This window comes from Paenibacillus sp. FSL P2-0173 (assembly GCF_038008045.1).
In the GTDB taxonomy this organism is placed as follows: Bacteria; Bacillota; Bacilli; order Paenibacillales; family Paenibacillaceae; genus Paenibacillus; species Paenibacillus polymyxa_B.
On record NZ_JBBOYK010000004.1, the window covers coordinates 147815 to 171459 of the forward strand.

General features: G+C 39.3%; 18 protein-coding genes. 3 read left to right on the forward strand and 15 right to left on the reverse strand.

Going from position 1 to position 23645, the window contains the following annotated elements; genetic code table 11:
* The gene (locus tag MKX30_RS20590; protein ID WP_013308879.1) at positions 1–417 is read left to right on the forward strand and encodes a DUF4280 domain-containing protein; all 417 of its coding nucleotides are present in this window, start codon (positions 1–3) and stop codon (positions 415–417) included.
* A 104-nt stretch (positions 418–521) separates the two neighbouring features.
* Here the strand turns inward: MKX30_RS20590 and MKX30_RS20595 are convergent, their stop codons facing one another.
* Together MKX30_RS20595 and MKX30_RS20600 are read right to left on the reverse strand one after the other, a co-directional pair.
* Positions 522–2000, reverse strand: coding sequence for a protein adenylyltransferase SelO (locus MKX30_RS20595; protein ID WP_341063372.1), 1479 nt, complete (start codon positions 1998–2000; stop codon positions 522–524).
* A gap of 107 nt (positions 2001–2107) precedes the next feature.
* Positions 2108–2554 carry a VOC family protein gene (locus tag MKX30_RS20600; RefSeq protein WP_028542017.1) on the reverse strand — a complete coding sequence of 149 codons (447 nt, stop codon included), beginning with the start codon at positions 2552–2554 and terminating at the stop codon, positions 2108–2110.
* A 120-nt stretch (positions 2555–2674) separates the two neighbouring features.
* Between MKX30_RS20600 and MKX30_RS20605 the strand changes: the two genes are divergently transcribed.
* Entirely contained in the window at positions 2675–3613 is a 939-nt protein-coding gene (locus tag MKX30_RS20605) for a helix-turn-helix transcriptional regulator (RefSeq protein WP_340959945.1), read from the forward strand.
* A gap of 132 nt (positions 3614–3745) precedes the next feature.
* Here the strand turns inward: MKX30_RS20605 and MKX30_RS20610 are convergent, their stop codons facing one another.
* The 13 genes from MKX30_RS20610 to MKX30_RS20670 all read right to left on the reverse strand — a co-directional run bounded on the left by MKX30_RS20610 (position 3746) and on the right by MKX30_RS20670 (position 22386).
* Positions 3746–4117, reverse strand: a complete 372-nt coding sequence (locus MKX30_RS20610) for a hypothetical protein (protein ID WP_226887842.1) — start codon at positions 4115–4117, stop codon at positions 3746–3748.
* A 159-nt stretch (positions 4118–4276) separates the two neighbouring features.
* On the reverse strand, positions 4277–4510 hold the full coding sequence (locus MKX30_RS20615) for a 1,3-beta-galactosyl-N-acetylhexosamine phosphorylase C-terminal domain-containing protein (RefSeq protein ID WP_341063375.1): 234 nt from the start codon (positions 4508–4510) through the stop codon (positions 4277–4279).
* Between the two features lie 38 nt (positions 4511–4548).
* The gene (locus MKX30_RS20620) at positions 4549–6585 is read right to left on the reverse strand and encodes an AIPR family protein (protein WP_341063377.1); all 2037 of its coding nucleotides are present in this window, start codon (positions 6583–6585) and stop codon (positions 4549–4551) included.
* A gap of 10 nt (positions 6586–6595) precedes the next feature.
* Positions 6596–7546, reverse strand: a complete 951-nt coding sequence (locus tag MKX30_RS20625; protein WP_341063379.1) for a PD-(D/E)XK motif protein — start codon at positions 7544–7546, stop codon at positions 6596–6598.
* Positions 7530–10244 (reverse strand): Z1 domain-containing protein, encoded by a 2715-nt coding sequence (locus MKX30_RS20630; protein WP_341063382.1) that lies wholly within the window; start codon positions 10242–10244, stop codon positions 7530–7532. The genes MKX30_RS20625 and MKX30_RS20630 overlap by 17 nt, the downstream gene beginning before the upstream one ends.
* Complete coding sequence (locus MKX30_RS20635) at positions 10234–11655, reverse strand: ATP-binding protein (RefSeq protein ID WP_341063385.1); 1422 nt, start codon at positions 11653–11655, stop codon at positions 10234–10236. The genes MKX30_RS20630 and MKX30_RS20635 overlap by 11 nt, the downstream gene beginning before the upstream one ends.
* Before the next feature lie 712 nt (positions 11656–12367).
* Positions 12368–14044, reverse strand: a complete 1677-nt coding sequence (locus MKX30_RS20640; RefSeq protein ID WP_341063386.1) for a DNA cytosine methyltransferase — start codon at positions 14042–14044, stop codon at positions 12368–12370.
* Positions 14045–14209: 165 nt separating this feature from the next.
* Positions 14210–14950 carry a DUF6339 family protein gene (locus tag MKX30_RS20645; RefSeq protein WP_341063388.1) on the reverse strand — a complete coding sequence of 247 codons (741 nt, stop codon included), beginning with the start codon at positions 14948–14950 and terminating at the stop codon, positions 14210–14212.
* Between the two features lie 11 nt (positions 14951–14961).
* On the reverse strand, positions 14962–15819 hold the full coding sequence (locus tag MKX30_RS20650; RefSeq protein WP_341063390.1) for a hypothetical protein: 858 nt from the start codon (positions 15817–15819) through the stop codon (positions 14962–14964).
* The gene (locus MKX30_RS20655; RefSeq protein ID WP_341063392.1) at positions 15809–17764 is read right to left on the reverse strand and encodes a hypothetical protein; all 1956 of its coding nucleotides are present in this window, start codon (positions 17762–17764) and stop codon (positions 15809–15811) included. The genes MKX30_RS20650 and MKX30_RS20655 overlap by 11 nt, the downstream gene beginning before the upstream one ends.
* Entirely contained in the window at positions 17764–18816 is a 1053-nt protein-coding gene (locus MKX30_RS20660) for a DNA cytosine methyltransferase (protein ID WP_341063393.1), read from the reverse strand. Before MKX30_RS20660 ends, MKX30_RS20655 begins: the two co-directional genes overlap by 1 nt.
* Before the next feature lie 363 nt (positions 18817–19179).
* The gene (gnpA, locus tag MKX30_RS20665; RefSeq protein ID WP_341063395.1) at positions 19180–21354 is read right to left on the reverse strand and encodes a 1,3-beta-galactosyl-N-acetylhexosamine phosphorylase; all 2175 of its coding nucleotides are present in this window, start codon (positions 21352–21354) and stop codon (positions 19180–19182) included.
* Between the two features lie 12 nt (positions 21355–21366).
* Positions 21367–22386 (reverse strand): glycoside hydrolase family 88/105 protein, encoded by a 1020-nt coding sequence (locus MKX30_RS20670; protein ID WP_071559271.1) that lies wholly within the window; start codon positions 22384–22386, stop codon positions 21367–21369.
* A gap of 316 nt (positions 22387–22702) precedes the next feature.
* Here MKX30_RS20670 and MKX30_RS20675 point away from each other — a divergent pair, with 316 nt between their 5' ends.
* Positions 22703–23644, forward strand: a complete 942-nt coding sequence (locus MKX30_RS20675; protein WP_071559272.1) for a helix-turn-helix domain-containing protein — start codon at positions 22703–22705, stop codon at positions 23642–23644.
* Position 23645: the final 1 nt, after the last annotated feature.

Sequence of the window (23645 nt, forward strand, 5' to 3'; positions counted from 1 at the left end):
ATGGAAGAAGCAAGTGTGCAGCCTGGAACAGGTGCGAAAAAAAGCTATGTCGTGGCAGGTGCGATTTTAAGCTGTAGTTACGGTACACAGCCCACGCGTTTGAAGCGCCCTTTTAGCCATGGGGTGTATGTCAAAAATAAAGCTCAGATGAATATTGGAGATTATGTGCCCGGAGTGAACATAAAATCTTTTGGGAATTGCTCCAGTCCGCTGAATCCGGCTGTGCAAGCCAGTGAGATGGTCGATATTTATGGGGTGAAAAAGGCACCGTGTATTCCTGTCCTTACGATGCCTTGGCTGAACGGAAAAAGCGACATGCGCATCGAAGGCCAGCCTGCTCTTACGCAGAACTGTACGCATCAATGTCTTTATTGCGGACACATACAGATCGAAAATGACGGTCAGGAACTGGATTAATCAGTCGCAACCTACCACTATAAAAACAAAATGCGTTGGTGAGAGATTGGCTATCTTCTCCACCAACGCATAATATAGGTTATCTTCAAATAATTCGCTCCACATCAGGTACCGCAAAAGGTTCGGTAAGGACAGGTGGATTCCTCAGGCAATGTAGAGTAAATTTCCTGTTCGGTAGAGTAGGCATAAGGGTTCGAAAGAACTTCAAGAAGCTTCTCCATCACACGGTAGTCTTCTCGTTCCACCGCAGCTTCTAGTGCTTCTTCTACCCGGTGGTTGCGTGGAATGATTGCAGGATTGCTGCTGCGCATCAGCTGATACGAGGAGGCTTGTGATTCCTGCTGTCTGCCTAGTCTCGCCTGCCATTGCTCGTGCCACTGGGTGAATTCCGCAGCACTGAACAGAACCGTATCCTCCAGCTTGTTCAAAGTTAGGGCACGGAAGGTATTGGTGTAGTCGGCACGATGCTTCTGCATGATACTCAGCAGATCCTCAATAAGAGATTCATCCTCCTGCTCTTCGTTAAAGATCCCCAGCTTCGCCCGCATTCCTGCAAGCCAATGATGGTGAAACATTTTTACAAAATCTGAAATTGCATGCTCAGCCAGTGTGACAGCCTGCTCCCTGTTGTCATGCAGCAGTGGCAAGAGCGTCTCAGCGAATCTCGCGAGATTCCACGCAGCAATATGCGGCTGATTGGCATAAGCATAGCGGCCCTGCCTATCGATGGAACTGAACACCGTCTCAGGATTATAGGTATCCATGAAGGCGCAAGGACCATAATCAATGGTTTCTCCGCTAAGGGTCATATTGTCGGTGTTCATCACCCCATGAATAAAACCAACCAGCTGCCATTTGGCAATCAGCTCGGCTTGACGCTTAATCACTTCCTGAAGCAGTGAAAGGTAATGGTTTTCGTCATTGGCAACTTCCGGATAGTGTCTTTCCAAGGTATAATCAGCCAGAGCACGGAGATCTTGAGACGTGCCCCATGCTGAGACGTATTGAAAGGTTCCGACGCGAAGATGACTGGCAGCCACACGGGTCAGAATGGCTCCGGGCTGCTCGGTTTCCCGGATGATCGACTCACCCGTGGATACGACCGCCAAGCTGCGGGTGGTAGCAATATCCAGCGCATGCATCGCCTCACTGATGATGTATTCGCGAAGCATCGGACCAAGTGCCGCACGGCCGTCACCACCACGGGAGTATGGCGTTCTGCCTGAGCCCTTGAGCTGAATATCAACCCGTTCACCCAAGGGATTGATCTGTTCGCCAAGCAGCAGAGCACGTCCGTCTCCTAACATGTTAAAATGCCCGAATTGATGCCCTGCGTAAGCTTGAGCAAGAGGCATAGCCCCTTCAGGAACCTGGTTACCGGCCAGCTCCGCTACGCCATCATTCCCTTGCAGCGCCGTGCCGTTCAACCCCAGTGATGCTGCCAACGGATGATTAAGAATGATCAGCTTTGGTGAGCGGACAGGAGTTAGGTTGAGCTTTGTAAACAATGATTCCGGCAAACGAGAGTAACTGTTGTCGAAGTTCCACCCTATTTGATCTGCTATTTCTTTTTTCTCCGTCATAGTGGCTCCTTTTCTGCTGCGGTATCTTAGGTTTTCCCATTTTAGTTTTTACTTCTGCCCATTTATTATCCAATTATGAAACATGGAACATACAATATGCTTTTTTATTATAATCGATTATCAAACATTAATTGTATTTGAATACCGAATGGGTCTTCAATAATACCGTAGGCTTGGCTAAACACATTATTAGATAAAGGCACAATAATTTTCACTCGATCATCTGTAATTAAGCTATCATAAAAACGTTTAATTTCTTCTAGGTCAGCACTTTGAATACATAATGAAGTATTATTCCCTACTGTATATTCTTCACTGGGATTCATTGTATCTTCTGCTATCATTACTTTTGTTTTTCCGATGGATAAGACTGAATGAGAAATATAATTTTTATTTTCATCCGTAAGCTGTATGGAGCTGTCACGTTGGGCCATGTCTTGATAGGTAACCAGAAACAATTCCTCTGCGCTGAAGTGTTTTTTGTAAAAATGTATAGCTTCTTTTGCCTTTCCGTTCATGGATAAGAAAATAGCTACTTCTAATGTTGTACTCATGGTATCAATCTCCTTTTATATGTGCTTTTAGTCAGATATCTTATGAATTTGATATATTCCCTTGAACTTATTATCATATAAAAAGGTATCAAAATATGACACCTTTATAAGGAGATTTAGATGAAGAAATCGGAAAGATTAAATGACATGATCAGATACTTAAACAGTCGAGAGTTCTTTAATTTAAATGACCTAATGGATAAATACCATATTTCAAAAAGTACAGCTCTACGTGATATTAGTTCATTGGAACAATTAGGTATGCCTATTTTTTCGGAACATGGCAGACATGGACGATATGGTATCTTAAAAAATAGATTGTTATCCCCCATTATTTTTACAATGGATGAGGTATATGCGCTGTACTTTGCAATGTTGACGTTAGAAGCTTATCAATCCACCCCCTTTCATTTAAGTGTTAATCAACTCAATGAAAAGTTTGAACACTGTCTTTCTAAAATACAAATAAACCAGATTCATAAAATGAAAAAGGTTTTACAATTTGAAACATATCAGCATAATCATGTTAGTCGTTATTTAGATAAAATTCTAACAAGCATTCTTAATGAGAGTACCTGTAAAGTTAAATATGTAAAAAATAATCAGAAAAAAAGTTACTATATTCAATTTTTCAAAATTTCCGCTAAGTTTGGTCAATGGTATGCTACTGGAATAGAGTTACATACGAATAAATATAGAGTTTTCAGATGTGATCGAATAACCTTTATAGAAGATGAGGAGAGCAATTCTCGCTTTTCTATAGATGAACTCCTTAGTCGTTCATTAGAAATGTATCAATCTGAGAAGAGCATTGACTTTGAAGTAGAGATTGTAGAACAAGCCAAGGATATTTTTTATAAAGAACATTATCCTTCTATGAAAATAGAAAATGGTGATAAGACAGTCATTAAGGGATTTTATAATCCTGGAGAAGAGGAGTTTATCGCTCATTATTTTATGAGATATGGTCATTATGTACGATCAGTGAAGCCTGAATCTTTAAAACAGATTATTAAAGATAGAGTTGAGCACCTCTTAAACCACTATCAAAAATTATAAGGTAAAAAGGCTTTTAAGGCAGAATCCAGAAAACTTCACACCCTTTAGGAGATCTTTGGTCTATTTCATTTACATTCTAGTAAAGAAAAGGAACCTGCAAGCTCCTTTTCTTTACTAGCTATGACATTTGAATCATGGCTTCCGTTTGGCGATAACAGCATAGGATACCGTTCTTGTGAATCCAGTTGGATTCCATGCAGTAAATACCCATCTGTCTTCGGCCGCGGAATAATTATTGAGAAGAAACCCTTGTTCATTTCCAGAGAAAGTCCATGCACCGCTAATCAGATTGTAGGCGTTACCGTTAATCGTAGTGCTTCTAAAGCTATTAGGAGAAATAGTGATCGGTGCGAAAGTGAATCGTGCGAACCCATCTCCAAGTTGAGTTACACGAATGGCTTTTTTAAGATTCATAATCACGTGACTATTTTTTTTCAGTTTTTTTCCCAACTTTGCTTCTGTTTTTTTAATTTTCATTAAGGTTGCCTTTCTCAAAGAAATCATCTCCTTAATTGTTTTACTTATAGTTAATGATGGAGTAGATACTTTTGAATGGACAAAATCCCCGGTAAATTGGCTTGATTTTCTGGAGGTGCGGAAACAAAAAGCCCTTCCTTAAAATAAAGGGGGGCTTGATACCGCTACTTCTCATATTTTCCGTTCCTATACCGATTTTGTTAAGCCGATATGGGTGATCATGGTGTCATACGGTTCTAATTCCATGGTTTGTTTGCCATATTCCGTATCAATCGTCGTTCTTTGAAGTTGATCGCTATTGTTAATAACAACCAACATTTTACTTTCTGGATAATAAGCACACTCTGTATATAGGTTATCCGTAATGTACTTCGTTTCATGTAACTCATTGCCTGCAAAGCGAATCAAATTCAGCAGCAACCTTGTATTTTCCCAGCTGAGGAAGGTATATCAACCCTTTAACTTATTATCCCTTCATTAATTGCTTTTTCATATAAAAGATTTAGCACTTTGCTTTGCTTCTCAGATGGAGCCCCTAAAGAACCTACCGCCATTTTTTCTAAGATATCCATCTGTAGTCGTGAAACATTACTGACTGATTGATACTTTATAAAATGTTCAAGCATTTTTGTCCATACCTGTCTCTGCATGTTCACAACAAAGATTTGAACCTCTATACCACTGGTAAGCTTCTTATCTTTCCTTACTTCACGCTTAATATATTTACTCTCTTCCTTTTTAATTAAAAGTGAATTATCTAGTTCTATACCAAGATCAAGCTTCTGTATTCTTTCCCAACATTCACGTTTCTTACACCACTGAGCTATATTCGCAGATCCGCCAGGTGGGACTGTAATGGAATCGTAAACTTCCTTTGTTATTGTATTGATAACAGGTAATAGGTCTTTAGGAAGTTGTTGCTCTTCCCAAATCGAATTAAAGTTAAAGTACCTTCCTGTTTTTTCTACCAGCTGTGACAAATAAGCAATAGTATAGGTAACTGTCTGTGCTCGAAATCCTCCATCATACCACGACGCGTTAGAAATCAATTTCTCTACGTTCTTAAACAGAATAATCCGTGCTACAGCATCTTTGAAATAGCTCTCAGTGATAGCAAGATTATCCTTCTCGAGCCACTCTGTAATATGATCTGCAAAAGAAGCAAAGCTGTACTGCGCCCCCTTGGATACAACATCTGGCTTTCTAAGCCAGGAATTTTCACTTTTAGATAGAAAGGTCTTGTCAATGAGATGAGCTTTTGGATTTTCGAGCTGAAATTTAGTTTTTTCTGCTTTTGTCAGATATGCCTGTTCGTTAAGATATTCTCCCCTTACTCTTTCATAAAACCAATGTGTTCTACGTTGCGATCCTCCTACACTTGGGGCCCACACACGCTGTGAATTGCTCTTCATTTCTTTATGATATGGATTATTAGAAAAAAAGTCAGACTTATTTACTTTATTTTGAGTATTGGCATATTCAGAGACTTTTGATACAAAATCATATTGTTTCTCTTTCTCTTTAACTACTGATAATTTCATTTGAACTATTACTTTAGATACATCTAATTTAGAATTTTTTTTAGCTGCATAGATAGATGATGTAGTTTGTGCACCATTTACAATCTGAAAATCAATAATTTTAGAAATTTCCCCCTTATTATCAAACTCTACTTCACTTGCAGTTGCTGTAATACCATTGTTGTAGGCGAAGAATAGTTCAGGAGTAAATTCAATCGTGTTTCTAATGCCTTTATTCACACCGCCCTTAAACTGCAAGAAAGTTCTAACATTTTGCTCAAACAGCTTTTGCCCGTACTGCTCATATATCCCAACGAGGTCCTCTCCTGTTAAAAAAGACAAAAAGGACTGGTACTCTTGAGAACTAGTTGGAATTTCTAAACATGGTAGTTTTATATTTATTTCAAAACTACTTCCGTTATACTCCGAAAGATAAATTTTATGAATATATTCAATATCAATTACTCTCAAGTCTACTAAAATGCTATCCAGCTCTTCAGAGGGTAGATCTGTCAAAGTTCTCGTCATTTTCCCGTCAGACATTACAACCAGTTTAATCCTACTTATTTTTCCACTATGGGCGTATTGGTGAATATTGTAGGCCATTGAATATGCATCAGATGTTTCTTCCAAGTCTCTATAAAAACCACGAATACTTCTTTGCACAAAAGTTCTAAGTCGATTGAACTTTATTGTGATATGCGTTTTTGTTAGCGTCTCAATACGATCTTCTTGGAAAAAATGATGGACCAAGACAGTAAGAATTTCTCGAGTTTCGTCATAGTCATATCCGTGAACTTCAGTACCTGTCTTTGAATAATCAGCCGCAGTATAATCGCTAGTCAGTTCGCCTATGCTTACTAAAGCTTCACATGTGTTTTCGAAAAAAGCCTGACTTCGCATTAATCCTCTGCTCTCTGCATCGGCAAGAATACTCTGTAAAAAATCCTGATGAAATTCCTCTAAACTGATCACTTCTACTCCCTCATTTCAGAAAGTTATCCAAGCTTATTTCAAACTCTGTGCATCTAGAAAGATCCACAGAATATTTGACTGATGTTATTGAAGCTTTAACATCCTGCGGTATAATCCTTGGAAACTCATCCTTAACGCTGAAGATCCGTTGATTATCCACTATAAAGCTATTTAGTTCTTCTATTAGAGTTTCAGGGGCATATCCATATGCTAAAAGCTTAGATTCAAATAAATCTAAATCGTTATTTGTTCCGTTAATAATTATAATCCGTCTAATATCTGCGGCGATCTCTTCAATTGAAGTTCCATTCTCAGAAGCTGTAAGTGCATACGATGCTAAATATATCGAATCCTTTTCACTGTAGAGCTGTTTCAACGAAGAAATATTCACAGTATCTCCCTTAGAAGTTCTGTACGATTTCACCTCAAGTGCAGCATCATCAAGCAAAAAATCTTGTTTATCAAAATCAGGGCCATTCCATGCTAAAATGGCCTGTTGAACACCTAGCTTTGGGATAACAATGTTCATTAGACAAAAAAGTTCAGAGAATAATCCCATCTGCTGCTCTATGGATAAAGACAAACGCTTATCCTGCTTCAGCAAATGCTGCCAACGTTTGAGTCGAAGTTCAATGGCACTGATCATTTCTTTTCCATTAGGATTATCACGAACTACTTTGATTAGATCGTCACAAAGTGTATGAAAGATCTCCCAATCTTCTTTGTTTTGTAGAATTAAGAAAAAATCAGTTTGGTGAGCCACGGAACTATCTATAATTAATTGAATACCTTTGAGACTAATTTTGTCATCGACAAATTTAACACTGTCTTTCGTTTGAATTCGCAACCCGTAATTACCTTGAGGGCCTATGATCCAAAATAAGTTGTGAGGTGTGTCAGCATCTGCACGTCTTTGGGATTGTTTTTCCATTCCTGTCCAGGGCTTATTCTTGGTTATCATCAAAATCTTCCTCAGTTTCATTTAGTAAGTTTTTAATTGTTACACTATTAATTTTTACCTTTACGGTCCTTTTTCCACTCTCAATGCCCCCTGGGAAGCTGATTCCAAAAGCAGCCAAATCCGATTGAGAGGGAAGATTATTCTCTCCATTTTCTTCCAAACTAATTTCTCCATCCATAATGTGAAGCATGAGAAGGGGTCTCTTGAGTTTGCTTCTAGCTGCTTTTCGATCATTTCCACACTCTTGGCGTTCTTCTTCTGAAAGAGAAATAAATTCAGCACTGCCACTTGAAACCTGCCTATTTCTTACTTCTAAGTGATCAACTTTATGTGTAAATTTACGTCTTTCTTGCTTTGTCTTAATTTTACTTGCGACGAATTCTTTCTCACTGCTACCGTTATACAAAGCAACATCCCATTCTGTTTCCATCTTGCGCACGTATTCCTGAACAAATTCAATAGGCATTCTGGAATTCAAACCAAATTGATCCGAAACTACAACTTCGAAATGATCTAAGAAATATTCAATAACTTCCTTATGGACATTTTTCCAAAGATAGCTTTTAAAAGTATTTTCTGTTTCAATAGAGTCCGACCATTTTTCAGCTCCATACTTATCTTCTAATTGATCGACAAGACTCTTGATTAACTTAAAATTTTTCTTATTTGATATAGGATTGCTAGGAATCCAACTGGTTTCTTTCAAAGTACCATCAAGCTTCATTTCAAAATAAAGATCCTTGCTACTCTTTTGCTTATTCCTAGCCGTAACTTGGAGACCACTATCAGGATGATATTTTACGGATAACCCAAAATCTTCAGGAGTCATTTTAGCCTTTGCCATTCGATTCAGATCATCTACCAAGTCTTCTGTAGCTTCAATAATCAGTCTAAACCTAGTAGCGACTTCTTCAGGCATGTAAATATAACAAAGATCTTCATAATTTGGACGATAACCAAACCATCTTCCCATCTGCATCAACGTATCATAAAACACTGTGCTTCTAATAAAATAACTAATGCTTAAGCCTTCAACCGTATACCCTCTTGATAAACTTGTTCCGCCAATAACAATGGCATTGGTGGCTGTATCGTTCCTATATACCAGCGGAATTTTAGTGTTGTTATGAACTTCTCTTACTATAATAGAACTAACAATATCCACCATGCTATGAAGAACCTTTTTCCACTCAAACTCCAATCCAGAGTACCTTAGTGCGAAAGTATCCTTTAAATCTTGAAGCATCGGATGCTTTGTCTCTACAGCGTCTAATCTTCCATATGCATTCACAGCTTGCTGCATTTTTTCTACGTATTCTTTTATGAGAGAACTGACTCGTTCATGAATCGCTGTAAACCGGGTTACATGTACTAACATGCTGTTATGCTTATCCCCTTGGCCTCTAAGTTTTCTAATCGCTATATTAACGAAAAAATGGCGAACAGCATCATACAAACTATCAGGCAGCTCGCTTATAGGCTCACCTTTTTTATGTGTCATTGGTAGGGATTTAGAATAATCTTTAATTTTCACGATGTTTTTTTGTTTAGGATCTAAGAAAATCTTTGCTGCTCCAAAATAATTGGTCGGTGCTTTAAGGGCATAAATAAAATCCTTGGGAAAAATATCTTTGCCTACATCATCATTTGAAGCTTCATGATCAATAAATATATTGGCATATGGGGTAGCCGTATAAGCTACATAGGCACTCTTATGAAACAAACGCAGGAGCTCTCTGAGCCGCTTATTAATAATCGTAGGATCTTCTTCACTGCTTGTATTAATCGACGCATAATCAGACTCATCATCAATCATAAGCATGGCATGTTTGGCAATTTGTCCTCGATATTGCGTCTTCAGCCAATCAATCACATTTTTTAGAGTATTTGAATTTTTTTTGATGACTAACAGAATAGGCGTGCTGATATTATCAAGGTTAATCCCCTGCTTATTTCTATCTGCATCTCGTTTATTAAAGTCTTGTTCTGCTGTTGTCAAACTGATCGGAAGCATTTCAGATCTCATATCTCCAAGTTTACCCACGCCGACAGGAATGCCTTTGTCTTGTCCAATAAAGGCCTCATTCATACGTACCTGAGTCTGATCTCTTAGATTGTTCATCCCTCCAGCAATGACTACAATAAACTTATACCCTGCATCAGCTGCTTTACAAACCAGTGCTGAATAGTTGCCGGTTTTACCTGACTGTACATGTCCTACTACCATTCCTAATCTTTCAAATGCTTGTATGGAATCGTTCATAGGGTTTTCAATATTGTCCATGACTCTGTCTGTGTCTTCGTCCGTTGTTTTCACGACTTCTGGTGCCATGGAGCGGCTCATATGATCTTTATATCGCTTCCAATAGTATCCACTGCATTCTTGTTTAACTTTTCCTGTCCACCATGTTGTATCTCTCTTCTGCTGTTCTTCACCTTGTACTAGTATGCCTGCCTCCATTCTCACATCAAAGTGAGTTTCCAGCTCACGCTCCATCCGAAGCCAGTCTTCTTTTGAAGGTTCTATCAAATCGGAGACCGACAAGATCATTGAAAACATGGAAATTCCTACTGTAGATATAATCGTTTTAGCATTTTGTATTTCTTCTTTAATTTTATCTTCCGGGAGAACTCCTTCTACATCCTGAAGCTTCTTAAGAATAAAGTTCTTTATTGCCTGATAACTATTAGTGTCCACCCTTTAATAACCCCTCTCGGTTCTTAAATATCTCTGTTTTAAGCAAATCTTTAATAGCATCTTCACTTAACCCTGCTGCTTTTAACTTATCTGCTAATTCTCTAATATCTTCCTCCGTCATAAGTGTCTCCTGTTGCACCTCATAAGGATTCTGCTGCAGTTGCGCTTGAATGGCTTCCAGCGGCAGATAGGCTTGTAGCCCTTTTAGATACATGTCCAGTAGCTGACGGTTTTCTCCAGTTAAATCATCCTGCAGCTTTTCCAGCAGAGGGTGCTCTTGATTCAAAATAAAGCGAAAACCTGAGTCATGAGGAACGAGCTGCCAAAACTTTGTTGTCGTCTTATCTTCAATCTTTTTTCCTCTTCCTGTATAAGGTCTTGAACCTTTTTCTGTAACTTGTCTAATAATTCTTTTAAGATCGTTTTTTATCTCTGGAATTGGACTTGCTGTAGACTTTTTAATATCAATTCCCCAGTATTTGTCCTGCTCATTTGTAATATCAATTTTAATCCTGACAAGCTTATGAGCATCATTTGCTCTATGAAGCCCCCACCAAGTGCCGTAAATAAGTAATCTACGAGATCTATATAAATAGAATCCTTGAGATCTTGTGTACCCTTCATCTGTGGCATACTCTTCGTATTCCTGTTGTGACAATTTAGAATGATGCGGAAGAATATACGGTTGAATAGTAATTGTTGACTTTCCTATTTTTAATTTCTCATTCGTAAGTTGCTGTGTAGCTGGATGATTGATATTAAAAGGATTAAACGGTACTAAAGGATTATTATTGATCTGTATATTAATCGCCTTTTGTTTAGGTCCACCTTCCAAAAACTGATGGAATACAAGCGACAAATGCCTCCTTAAATTCGTGATAACAGAAGATAATTCTGCCTTACTTACGCTATCTATTCCTTGCCATACAATAAGTGTTCCGCTGTCTTGGTTTTTTAGCTTTTTTAACATAGGCAAACTATTTAACTGAGTTAGCGACGGAGCAAGTAGAATCCACTCGTCTGCATCTGAGATATAATCCAGATCCCACTGTCGAACCGAAGTTTTTTTGTTTTTCTTAGAAATTACTGTTAGACGTTTACATTGGGAAAAAGAAGCTGTTTTCAGTCCCAATCCAAACCTGCCTAAGTCAGACTTATTTCTGGCTTCATTGGGATTTTTAGTGCCCAGACGCATAGCTTCAATTAGTTCAGTAGTGGCCATTCCATTGCCATTATCGAGCATACAAAAAATAAGCTCTGGTTCTTCAAACATCTGAATATGTATTTCCGATGCTTGTGCTGCAATACTATTATCCAAAACATCTGCTACAGCTACATCAAATGTATAGCCTACATCCCGTAGCGACACAATAAAGTTCCTGATATTAGGATTTATGACTTCCTTTTTCATATATCCACGCCTTTTCAGTATGCTTTCAAATCATAAAAGTTAATTGATAAATTGTTTATTGCTTATATTAATGGACTAAGGGTTAATTTCACATTACTATATAATCTGCTTATGAGCTGTAATAATGAAAGAAATATCCTTCTATTGGAATACTCTGAAACAATGGTTTGACCAAAATTAAAAAAATTATCCTGGCGCTCTACCAAAAATCCATATCATGTACTCGTAGCCGAATTTTTACTGCAATAAACCCATGTAAGAAAGGTTGAAGAGTTATACAGATCTCCGCTTTCTAGTTTCCCTACTATGCAACAAATTTCTAAGGCTTCAGAATCATGATTGGTTGAAATAATTAGTCCTATTGGTCTAATTTACCGCGCATCTAGAATTAAATCAACTGCTATTCAAATATCTACTAATTTTAATGGAAAAGTACCAGATAAATTTGATACCAATGTCATTAGGTTATTTATAAGATATTTTGATCTCTCTTCTGACAAATCCTTTCCAAGAACCGACAAAATACTAGCCTCGAAAAATAGAACCCTGTATGTTTTCAACTTTGACTTCAAGACAGCGAATTTAGCTGTACTGGACTTTGCTGGGATGGTTTGCACAACGGTCAACCCTAGGTGCAAGAATGCCTTCTAAATGTTCAATGTATTCACTATAATAAAAGATTCCCTACTCAAATAGAGTAGGGAATCTTTTATTATATATCTACAGTTTGAAGCGGTGTAATTACATCTTTTAAAGACTCTACTGGAGAATGCCCTAAATAATAGAGAAGCTGATCTGCTACAGCTCTCCCCAACAGAGGAGGTACTGCATTTCCTACCTGCTGATATTGAGCATCTTTGGCCCCCATAAACACAAAGCTATCTGGAAAAGTTTGTAACCTAGCAGCTTCTCTTATACTTACAGCCCTATTTCTTACAGGATGGATCCACATAGATTTTCTGATATTCAAAACAGTCCCGGAAGGAGTGTTATAGTTCAGCCGCAGATAAACCGTATTTTGTGTTCGCTTCGGATTTGAATACGTATCTTTATAAGAATCATCTAGGTGGTGAAAATTTTGTCCCGGCTGTAGCATCTTAAATCTCTGAAGTGCAGTTTCCCTTGTATCAGTCATAATATGATTTCTAACGTCTCCGATTCCTGCCTGTAAATACTTCAGCAATGGGTTTGCATTTTCAATATTCGCTTTAACTAAAGGCTGATCTTCCTCCATAAGGACCAAAGGCTCTACATTTTCAAGATCCTCAACAGCATCCTTCACAGTATAGAATTGCTCCGTACTTTTAATAATGGGCTCAGGTAGCTTTATCTCTATATTTTCGACTAATTTATTTTTCACACCAACAAGGAACAAACGCTCCCTTTGCTGAGGAGCTCCAAAATTAGCAGAATTCAAAACCAGCTGATCCTCATTAAATTTATAACCTAAGCTTTTAAACTTTGCTTTTAGATAATCTAATACAATATATGTTTGAAGATTTACAAGAACCTCATTGTGTTCTGAGTAAAATTGACCTGCTTTTAACCCGTTAATTTCAATTTCTCCTGCTCGCATGATGATCTGCTGAATAGCTATAACTTCGTTTAGACATGAGAAAACCTCTTCTAATGAACTTTCCTCATTCTGTAATAGATCCTTCAACTGCATCCACTTCTCTTTATACTCTGGACTCCAGTAATACTCATGCAGATCTTCCCAATTACTATAGAAGCTTTTAATCGCGACGCGGGTTTTCTTGAGATAAACTTCTGCTTCTTTTTTCTTACGGTATAAATGATTCAGTTTGGAAAATAGAACTTTATTTCCGACTACATAACTAGGTAGAGAAACCCGTAACGACTCATTTAAAAAAACTAAAAGCTCAGACTTAAGTGTATTAACTTCCCCCAAGGAGACTTTTTCTTCCGATGGTACAAGTCGAAGTTCAGCAACCTCCTGCTCGTCATGTGAAGATAAGAAAAATTTATGCTTATTGGACTTAAGTTCCTTAACATTCTCCATAACAAAACCATCTGGATTAAGCAGTTCAATAGCTTTGACAAATTCTTTTACAAGCTGATTATTGGCAGAGATTAGTGCTGCCTTTTGTCTGTTTGCATTAGAAAAACCTTGGCAGGGGGGACCACCAAAAACAATATTGACTTTTCCTGCCCCCATTCTTCTGCATTCATTAAGAATTTGGTTGTAATCAACACTTCTAATATCACCATACATATTTACGTCAGGGTGATTTGCTAAATAGGTTTGCTGTGCTGATTTATTATTCTCAACGGCTACTGCTATTCGAATCTGGCCGGTTTGTATAAATCCTAAACTTAAGCCACCTGCTCCAGAGAAAAGATCAACAGCTACCAACTTACCACTCATTTCTGTGAACCCTCCTCAATCAAGAACACGCGTTCTCTTTAAAAGCAGCTTACCATACTCACCTACAAAAAACAATCAATTACTTTACAAGGATTCTATTCTACCGCGAAATTGCGTTAATGACCAGCATAGAAAGAGCCTGCCTATTGGCAGACCCTAGCTTTCTTATAGGAGGTTATTAAGCTTTGTTTCAATTAGCACCTCTAATTCTGATCGATCAAGAGCATCTAGAATGGTGACCCCACCAAGCTGGTTAATGTACATCATTAAACTTCTGAAGATATCTCTGCTTACTGCTACACCTTCGATTTTATCTTTCTGATGGATAACAGATAATATAGCTCGAGTGATGTCCCGATTCCCAGAGAATACACGTTCAAGCAAACTTTGAGCAATATCCAACTTGGATAAGAGCATAGCGGTAAGCTCGAAAGGATCTTCCCTCTCTTCATCATAGGACACATAGCCGTACCACCATAGTCGGGCAATTCCGTTACGAACGAGTGCTCTACCTTTATTCGACATAAAAAAATAACGTTCTTTTATCGCATCTTCAGGTTTCTCTTTATTTAAGTAGGATTCTACAGGCCATCTTTTACGCATATAATTCCAAAAAGTTTGATGAGTCAGATGCGTCCACATCCGCTCATCGCAAGCTTGGATTAAAGTTATATCTTTTAATGTTGAATACACCTTTTTAGTATTTTCTAAGTCAAAATGAACAGTTGAGCTTATTGGCATGTGTAGGTCTATATCCTCTACTCGAATCTTTGAAGTGAAACTCCAGGGCTCAGACCCAAAATACTCATCCAACCAAGGAATGTTAGAAGAATAATACGGAATATTATGTTTTATATTTGATTTTATATCGTCTAATGAACTGTCGCTTACATAATGTAAATTCAAACTTTAGCACCTCAATCTTCCTCTAAATTCATTAACGCTGAAAAAGACTGACTAAGTGGATCCCCAATCAGCTTCTGTGCAATTGAGATTGTAGACTCCTGCTCAAAACTGTGAGAACCCAATTCTATCCCAAAATCTTTTAGTCTTAGCAGAATAACCTGATACCACCGGCACTCTTCATAGTCAATATCCGTCTCCTCATGTCTCAGCGTCTCAAGAATGGATACTAGAGCCGGAATAACAATTAACGAAGAAAGGATGGGTTGAAAGCTGGCATTTAAGGAAATAGACTTATAATAATCAAAGTTTTCTTGGGACAATTTGATGATGATCTTATTCCCGGAGGAATCTACTTCAATAGCTTGCGCATCTTCACTACGATTAGGTTGAATGGAGAAAATCGACGGAATTCGCTTTAATGGGTCAATATCTTTTTCAGCAAAAAATGATCTTTCAGCATCAACAGCAAGAATATCCCCCTTCCTTATTTGAAAGCTGTATCCTTCATAGTCAGGGTGAAACTCAGCCAGTTCGTAGCTTTCTAAATCTTCTACAGCTATTATAAATGCACAGATTTGTACTTTCCCTTCAATATCTTGGGCAGAAAGGCTAAAGTTAAAATCATTATCAAAAGAGGAAAATATTTTACGATAACGCGTTGTTTGGCATTCAAAATGAAATGCAAACCTAGCTTTATGATCTTTTATAAGCTGGTTTATCCCTTCACTGCTTGTGACACAGTATGCATTAAAAATATATGAACTGTGAGTTTTAGTATTTTTAAGGGAAGCCTGAAAATCGCTGTTAATAAAGTCATCCGAATTATAAGAAAGTACGGGATGTGGGTACTGTCTTGAACTAATTTGCATAGACAGCCACCTCCAAAGCACAGCGAAGAGGTTCTTTAAGTGTAATAGTTATCACTGTTCGCTCATTCCTATCAAAGCGTACTGGACCGATCTTTACATCATTCTCTATATGCACATTCACCTCAAACTGCTCTGCGGAACGTACCTTAGCCTTTTCTCCTCCGACTTCCCCTATAATATTAACTCCAACATATCCATATCCTCCCTCATTAGACTTAAGAGTCATCTTATATGTCCCTTTACCAGGATCAGTGCAGAAGATTCTGGATTGAGTTATTCGCAAATTTTTATTTACTTTGGGCTGTAATTGTTTTTCCTCTCCTGATACCTCCGATTCAGTATTACTATCTTCGTCCGAATTATCATCATGATTGGAATCGGACGGATCATGTTCTTCAGAATCCTTTTCCCCATTGCTCTGTTCAGTGATATTATCAAAAAAGTCTATTTTATTAATATCAGGGTCTACACCAGAATCAAGGTCGCTTTCTTCTGCCTCTTGTTCGTGGTCATAGCCTGGTAAATCACCTTTACTTGTTATGTTTACAGTATTCGGCTTGCTCTGCTGGTAATTTACTTGAAGCTCAATTTCTTTCGGCTCACTTTTCTCTCCCTCTTCTGCAACTAATGCAGGGGCCGAGCTACTGTCCTCACCTTTGTCAGGGAGATACTCGCTCAGCCCTTCAACATCTAATTCTTCAACGGCATTCCCTAGCGAAATTGATCTAATTTGCTCATTCATCCAACCGTATAATCTTTTTATAATCCCTTTTGCATAATTTGGATCATCATGCCGTTCAGCTTCCCAAGCAGTATGTGTAGGAGGCTCTATCTTCCGAAGAAATTCATTAATCTCATCCCCATCTGCAATTAAGACGCCGGAGAATTTAAATGGAGTTCGGAAGTTGCCTTTATCATAGATCTTCATTCCAGTACTTCTAACCATTGCTACTCTTTTAGGTGCATCTTTTCCGGGAAGTATATACATTCGTATCTCCCCAAAACCTTCAAAGTTAGTGAGTACAAACTTAGATGTATTAGACAACGTATAAGCCTCATAATAAGAATAGGACAGACAGTCTGATTCGCCCTTCGTGTATTGTCCCAGGATACTAGGAATTGTTTCAGCATTAATCTCTGTTTCTCCAACTTTTACTATCAACTTTTGATCCAAGATAGCAACAAAAAAACTTTCTAAAACAGAGCGAATAACCTTGGTCTCCCACTCTTCTTCCGCATTGAATCCCGCTATAAATACATCAGTTCCTGTTTCATCTCTTCTGAAAAATTCATTGATCTGTTCTTGAATAAGTATTGGTTCATTTTTCTCTACTTGTCCGTAATAACCGGTCCCCTGAGTAGGTTCTCCCTTCTCATCATAGTGAGTGACAAGCTTGGCTACACCCTGAAACGCCTCAATGCCATGTTGATCCTTAGTGCTGTAAAAAACGGTCCTGAGGTCTGAGCAGGCAAAAGGGGCATGTTTTCCAATACCAAAGGAACCTCCCGACTTGGAATCTTTGTTTGAGGAGCCAACCGACTTGATTAGATTATGCCATCCTCCGTGATGACCTTGACTTGCCCCAGTTAGTCCGGTTGTATTGTAGTCACTTATTTTCAGAAATTTGATTGTTTCTGCCTGCATAATGTTTAATGCTTGCTCAAAAAAACTGACTGTCTTAGCATTCTCTTTCCAATAATCCAAACTTCGATTTATAACATTGATGAACATATCTTTTCTGGGGAAAGCCGATGCAGGCAGTTCTTTAATTTCAAACTCCACTCTAACAGGTTCGATACTCCCAGAAACTCTAGCATCGCAAGAATTTTGGTTAATCTCTCGGGCGAGTGAATCCCAAGGGTTCCCCTTAAATGTTTCAATACCTGCATCGTTAAAACCAGTAACTTGTCCGTAGTTGTTAGGAGGAAAATTCCAGTTTATCATTATCGCACTCCCTGCTCAATCAAATTTCTTCTGCATTCTGCTGCTAACTTCTGCACCAAGTCAACTGTGACTGCGTTGCCTACCTGCTTATACTGCTTACCTTTGGGCATACTTTTCGGAAAAGAAAAAAAGGAATCTTGAAATCCTTGTAGACGAGCGCATTCAATAGGTGATAGCTTCCTTATTCCCCAATCATCCTTGATCACCGGAACGTTGTGCCCACCTTCCCCCATGTTTGCTGTCAGGGTAAAGGCGGCAGCACTCTTATTCTCTCGTACATAAGCCCTACGCAACAAATAGACGGAGTCATCACTACCTTCCGCTATTTTGTTTGCGAACATTCTGCCGTACTTGCTGTTCAAATCAAAGTAATACTCTTCATCTGCCTTTTCATGTATATCCAGATACGCTCTTACGTCATTAATATCTTCTAAGGCCTTAGGAAAATTGAATGTATTCATTTTGAAGTGCTGCTGTGAGAAGGCAACCATATATAGTCGCTCTCTATTCTGCGGAATATCGGTATGCTCCTTAGTATTCAGAACTACTGCATTACTGCGATGCGAGATCAAGTTTCCTTTCTGATCCAAAGGAATTCTAAACCAGTATCCAGCTCTTTTAATTTCTTCTTCGATTGTATTGATGGTATTTTTGTCATCGTGATAGATCAGATTCTTTACATTTTCCAGCACAAGAATTTTAGGTTTCTGTTCTCCAAACTCCTTAATCAACCGAATTATTTCAAAGAACAACTGTCCTCTAGGATCTTTAAATCCAAGCTTATTACCAGCAAGGGAAAAAGACTGACAAGGAAAGCCGGCAGTTAGAATGTCGACCGGCTCAAGCTCATCCGCTTTTACTGAAAGCTCTTCTACCGATTTTTCGATCAGCCTAGTATCTGGGTAATTATGGCGATACGTCTGCGAAGCATAGCTGTCAAATTCATTTGCCCATACAACATCAAAACCTTCATTCTTGAATGCACGGCAGAATCCACCTATTCCTGCAAAAAGACTTCCTACCGTATATTGACTATGATTTATTAAATCCAAAGATGCCCACTCCAAAACAAGTTAAATTTAATTCTACATTTTTTAAGAACTCGCTTAAATCACAATATAAATTCTACTATATTAATAATAGATGAGAATTATAAAAAATGTAATACATTTGGCGTTCTCTTTTGTCCTTTACTGCCATGAAATCCACAGATAAGTAACTAGTATTTTCCACATCAACTAGATAAACTGTATCTAATTCTGAGTATACGATGATATCACATAGACGATCAGGTAAGGATGTGGTACAGAGATTGCTTCCTTTTCGTAAATATTGCAGCAAAAAGCTCAAGCATCGGCAGGATAGCCTCAAACTTGAGCCTCTTCAATATTATAACTTTGAATCCTTTTCCGTTCCTATACCGATTTTGTTAAGCCGATATGGGTGATCATGGTGTCATACGGTTCTAATTCCATGGTTTGTTTGCCATATTCCGTATCAATCGTCGTTCTTTGAAGTTGATCGCTATTGTTAATAACAACCAACATTTTACTTTCTGGATAATAAGCACACTCTGTATATAGGTTATCCGTAATGTACTTCGTTTCATGTAACTCATTGCCTGCAAAGCGAATCAAATTCAGCAGCAACCTTGTGTTTTCCCAGCTGAATTCGAAAGAAGGAAGGTATATCCCCTTTCCTTTACCAAAGGCATGAGTAGACAGTGTTATCATACCACTCGTTTCTTCCACTACCGCAGCTGACCCATCAGTAAGATAAATGCTATTCTTTGGCGTTATACTGGCTCCTTCAGGCACCAATCCATGCTCATCCCTAACCTCATAAGTCCATCTTCCATGACCTACTCTGGAGCCTGTATCCTCATCCAGTCCAAGAACATGTGCCATTCTGAAAAAGCTGTCGTGACCTTCAACCGCAGAAGGCTGGTTGATGCCAATAAAGGTACCACCCTCATAAACCCATTTCGTCAGTAAGTCCACACACTTGTTGTCATTCCAGTACTCCCCACCACTCCATGCTGAACCAGCAGAGCCGGCATTGATCACTACATCACAATCCTGTAGAATTCCCTGACGGATATCTTCAAAATCAATGAATTGCACTTCAATCGGCAATCCGGATAAAGCCTCATTGACATGAATCAAATCATGCATATACGTTTCATGGAAATGTCCGGACAATGTCCACGATCTCAATTTTCCCCAACTATGCAGAATAGCTACCTTCGTCTTCATGTGATAGGGCTTGCCTTCATGGTGCAGTTCCTTAATTTCTCTGAACTCATTGGCAATCTTTTCGATGTAATCGCAAAAATCCGGGTAAGGCTCTACAAGATGCAAATATCCGCCCAGTCCAATCCGGTCAATAGGCTCCCGCAGCAAGGCGCGCCGAATATTAATCCAATACTTTTTGGCATCCAGCGTGGGGTTCCCCCCTTCCATAAAGGTAGGAAGTCCGCCTAAACCAACCGGAAATAAGTATGGATGCAGCCGAATCTCATGCGTATTCACTTTTACACCTGAGCAAAGTCTCGCCTCGTAACCTGAGAACACACATTTAATCAACCCGTCAAATCCAAACTCTTGAAAACGGTCATTGTAAGGCTCCATACCAACCCAACTGTCATCATAGAAAACATAGGCCAGCTTGTCGTGCCTATGCACAATGTCAATTAATTTCTTGCCAAATTCGATTACAAAATCATTGATAAATGCCATCCAATCCAGCTTGCGCTGCTCAGCCGGGATATGACTGACGCGGTATTTCCCACCATTCACAAAATCCTCGGCAGTCATCGAATACCCGTATTTCTTGGCAAACAGATCAAGCGCTCTTGAACTTACCGTAAAATCGTATGAACCCCAGTCAGAGAACAGATGGCGATTGCGCTCATTACTGCCCCAGATCCAGGCGAAATTATAAAATAAGGAGGTAAACCGAACAACCGTGGTTTCCTTATGATGGAGACACCAATCTTCCATCCAATCCAGCAGATACTTTTGCGTTTCTGCATAGACGGGATCAATCTGCATCAAATGCTCTTTGTCCCAATGATTCGTTGTGTGATTGTACATGGAAATCTCTTCCCAGATCCGGTAGGCCATGAAGCTTACGGTGTATTTATGCCAAGGAACAATTCCGGTAATGACTACATTTCCGGATTCCCTTTCATAATTCCACTGTTCTCTTGGAACTTCCTCCCCGGTCGTTCTGTCAAAAACCTGCCAATAGTTAAACGCCTCTTTGGAATCATTAACTTTGAATTGTTCAGCAAAAAAATCCTCCATCAGATAGATGGATACATAATCTTGTACAGCTACCTTCGGATTTGTAATTAAAAAACACTGCTGCAGCTTGTCAAGATTGTGGGACGCCCACTCGTTATGATCTCTGATGATACAGATTGTCGAATATATGCCGTACCCAGCGTTAATAATCTCGTCGGACAATTGCGTGCCGTCACTATCACGAATGACATCGGCACCCCACCGTTCAGCTAATTTTAGGGTCAGCGCCTCATAACCAGATTCTCCCGGTAGTGTAAAGGCCCCCGTTGTTTGTTTAGACAACTTCGATCCCTCCTAATTCAACATATCGGATAGAAAAGCCAACGCCAAGCCTTGTCCCCAGCCCTGAATCCAGTCTTTTGGAATATTGCGATACCCATCCCGATCTTTCATAACCGCTGTGCCGCCCGACACACCTAGTACCCGTCCGTCCTCGCTAATATGGTTCAAGATGCCGTCCAATGCCTTTTGCACGTATTTGGTATGCAGCGGATTGCCGTTATTGATCATGGCTGCCGCGATTCCGCAAGATGCAGACACCTCCTCGTAGGACTCCTCGTCATCCAGTACCGTCCGCCATAGGCCGTTCTCCGTTTGAACACCCTTTAGTGCCGCCAGTTGATCCCGAAGCGAACACTCCACGTCCATGCACTGCGGATATAAATACCAGTCCTTCAAATGAATTTTAACTTGCGACATGGTATAGGCTCCCCAAGCATTCGCTCTCCCCCAGAAAAATCCGGACATGTGATCCTGCTTGACATTATTGTAGCCATGGTACCAGAAACCGCTACTAGGGTCTTGCAGGTATTTGATATGCCAGTAATATTGGTTTAAGGCGTCCTGGATCATTTCCTCATCCTTTAATTTGGTTCCTACACGGAGCAGAAAAAATGCCGCCATAAACAATGTGTCCGCCCATGCCTGTTCTGGAAAATCATTAGCAACGGATACCGTATGCTGCAGAACATTGTCTCCGAACCTGAGAGCATGGTTCCGAATATAATCCACCTTGCTCATCACAATATCCCAATATTTCTGGTCCCCTGTTTCTTCATACAATGTGATCAGCATATGACCCATGGCACATGTGTTTACCGTCCAATGCGGCAGCCCCAGCTCGATATATTCATCTGCCCATTGCACAAGCATATTCAAATACTCTTTATTTCCAGTTTTTGTATAGGCTCTGGATACCCCATAATAAGCCACACCGCAAGGCCAGTCCCACGTCAAATCCATCGCCATTGTTTTTCTGACGACTTTGTCGATAACTATTAACATCTCTTTCTTGTCATAAGTTAATTGAAGCATCTATGTTCTCCTCTCTTTCGCACACGCCCCCAAAGGCGCTTGAGAGCTGTTCGTCACTGTTTTGAAAACGCTTTACTTATTCCATTGTACGCAGTAAAATAGTCTCCATCTAAGCATATTCGCAACAAAACTGTGCAATTCCAATCATTTATGTGATGATTTTGCAAAAATCCAATAAGCGACTTCCAATAAACAGTATATAGATCGAAATGGTCTAGTTCGTCTATATATTGCACCTTGGAGCGATTGGAATCGAATTTTGCAAAATCCTGATATATATAGGCTGGTTAAAATCAAAGTCATGGGAGTATTGGATATGCCCAGAAAAAAGAAGCCCGTTATAGAATACCGACACTACAGCTTGCCCATAAATTTCCCTGTCTTGCTATTAAGCGGTGAGCGTTGGAAGATTTCCGATATTAAAAGTGAACATCTCCATTTCCATAACCATTTGGAGATTGGTATATGCTATTCGGATAGCGGCATCATGGAGATCAAAGGAGAATCTGTACCCTTCAAAGCTGGCGATGTGACCTTCATCCCCAGGTATCTTCCTCATACCACGTATAGTTCGCCAAATACAGCCAGTCTTTGGTCTTATATCTTTTTTTCGCCAGAGGAGCTCTTTCAACATTCATTTAAAAGTGCTTATAGCAACTTCGAGCCGAATTTGTGGGTAGTGAAGGGTATGAACTGTATATTGAATAAGGAGCAACATCCCAAGGTTTATACACTTGCGACTTCAATCGTAGAGGAATTAAAACAGCAGAATCCTTACTATCAGGAAAGTGCCTACGGCTTATTGCTATCCCTTTACATAGAACTCCTTAGAATTCATTCCAGGAATGAACTGTTGGCAGATCAAGAAACAGAGCATAGCCTGAAAAGCGATTTTGTCATTTCTCCGGTTCTGGAGTACATCACGAAAAACTATATGAACCCCATTACTATGGATTTTTTGGCCGACCTGTGCCATTTAAGTACAACTCATTTTCGAAGAAAATTCCATGAAATTATGGGGACGTCGCCTCTCGATTTCCTAAACAGCACTCGAATCGAAGAGGCCTGCAAGCAGTTAAAAAGCACGGAGGATTCTATTCTTTCGATCTCTGAACAAGTCGGTTTTCACTCCATTTCCAGCTTCAACCGTTGCTTCTCCAGGCTTATGGGAAAGCCGCCCAAAGAATGGCGTAAAGGGGCGCAATCCGAAGCGCAATCCGCGAAAGCGTCTATACTGGAGTTTACGGGGTGGGTTTAAT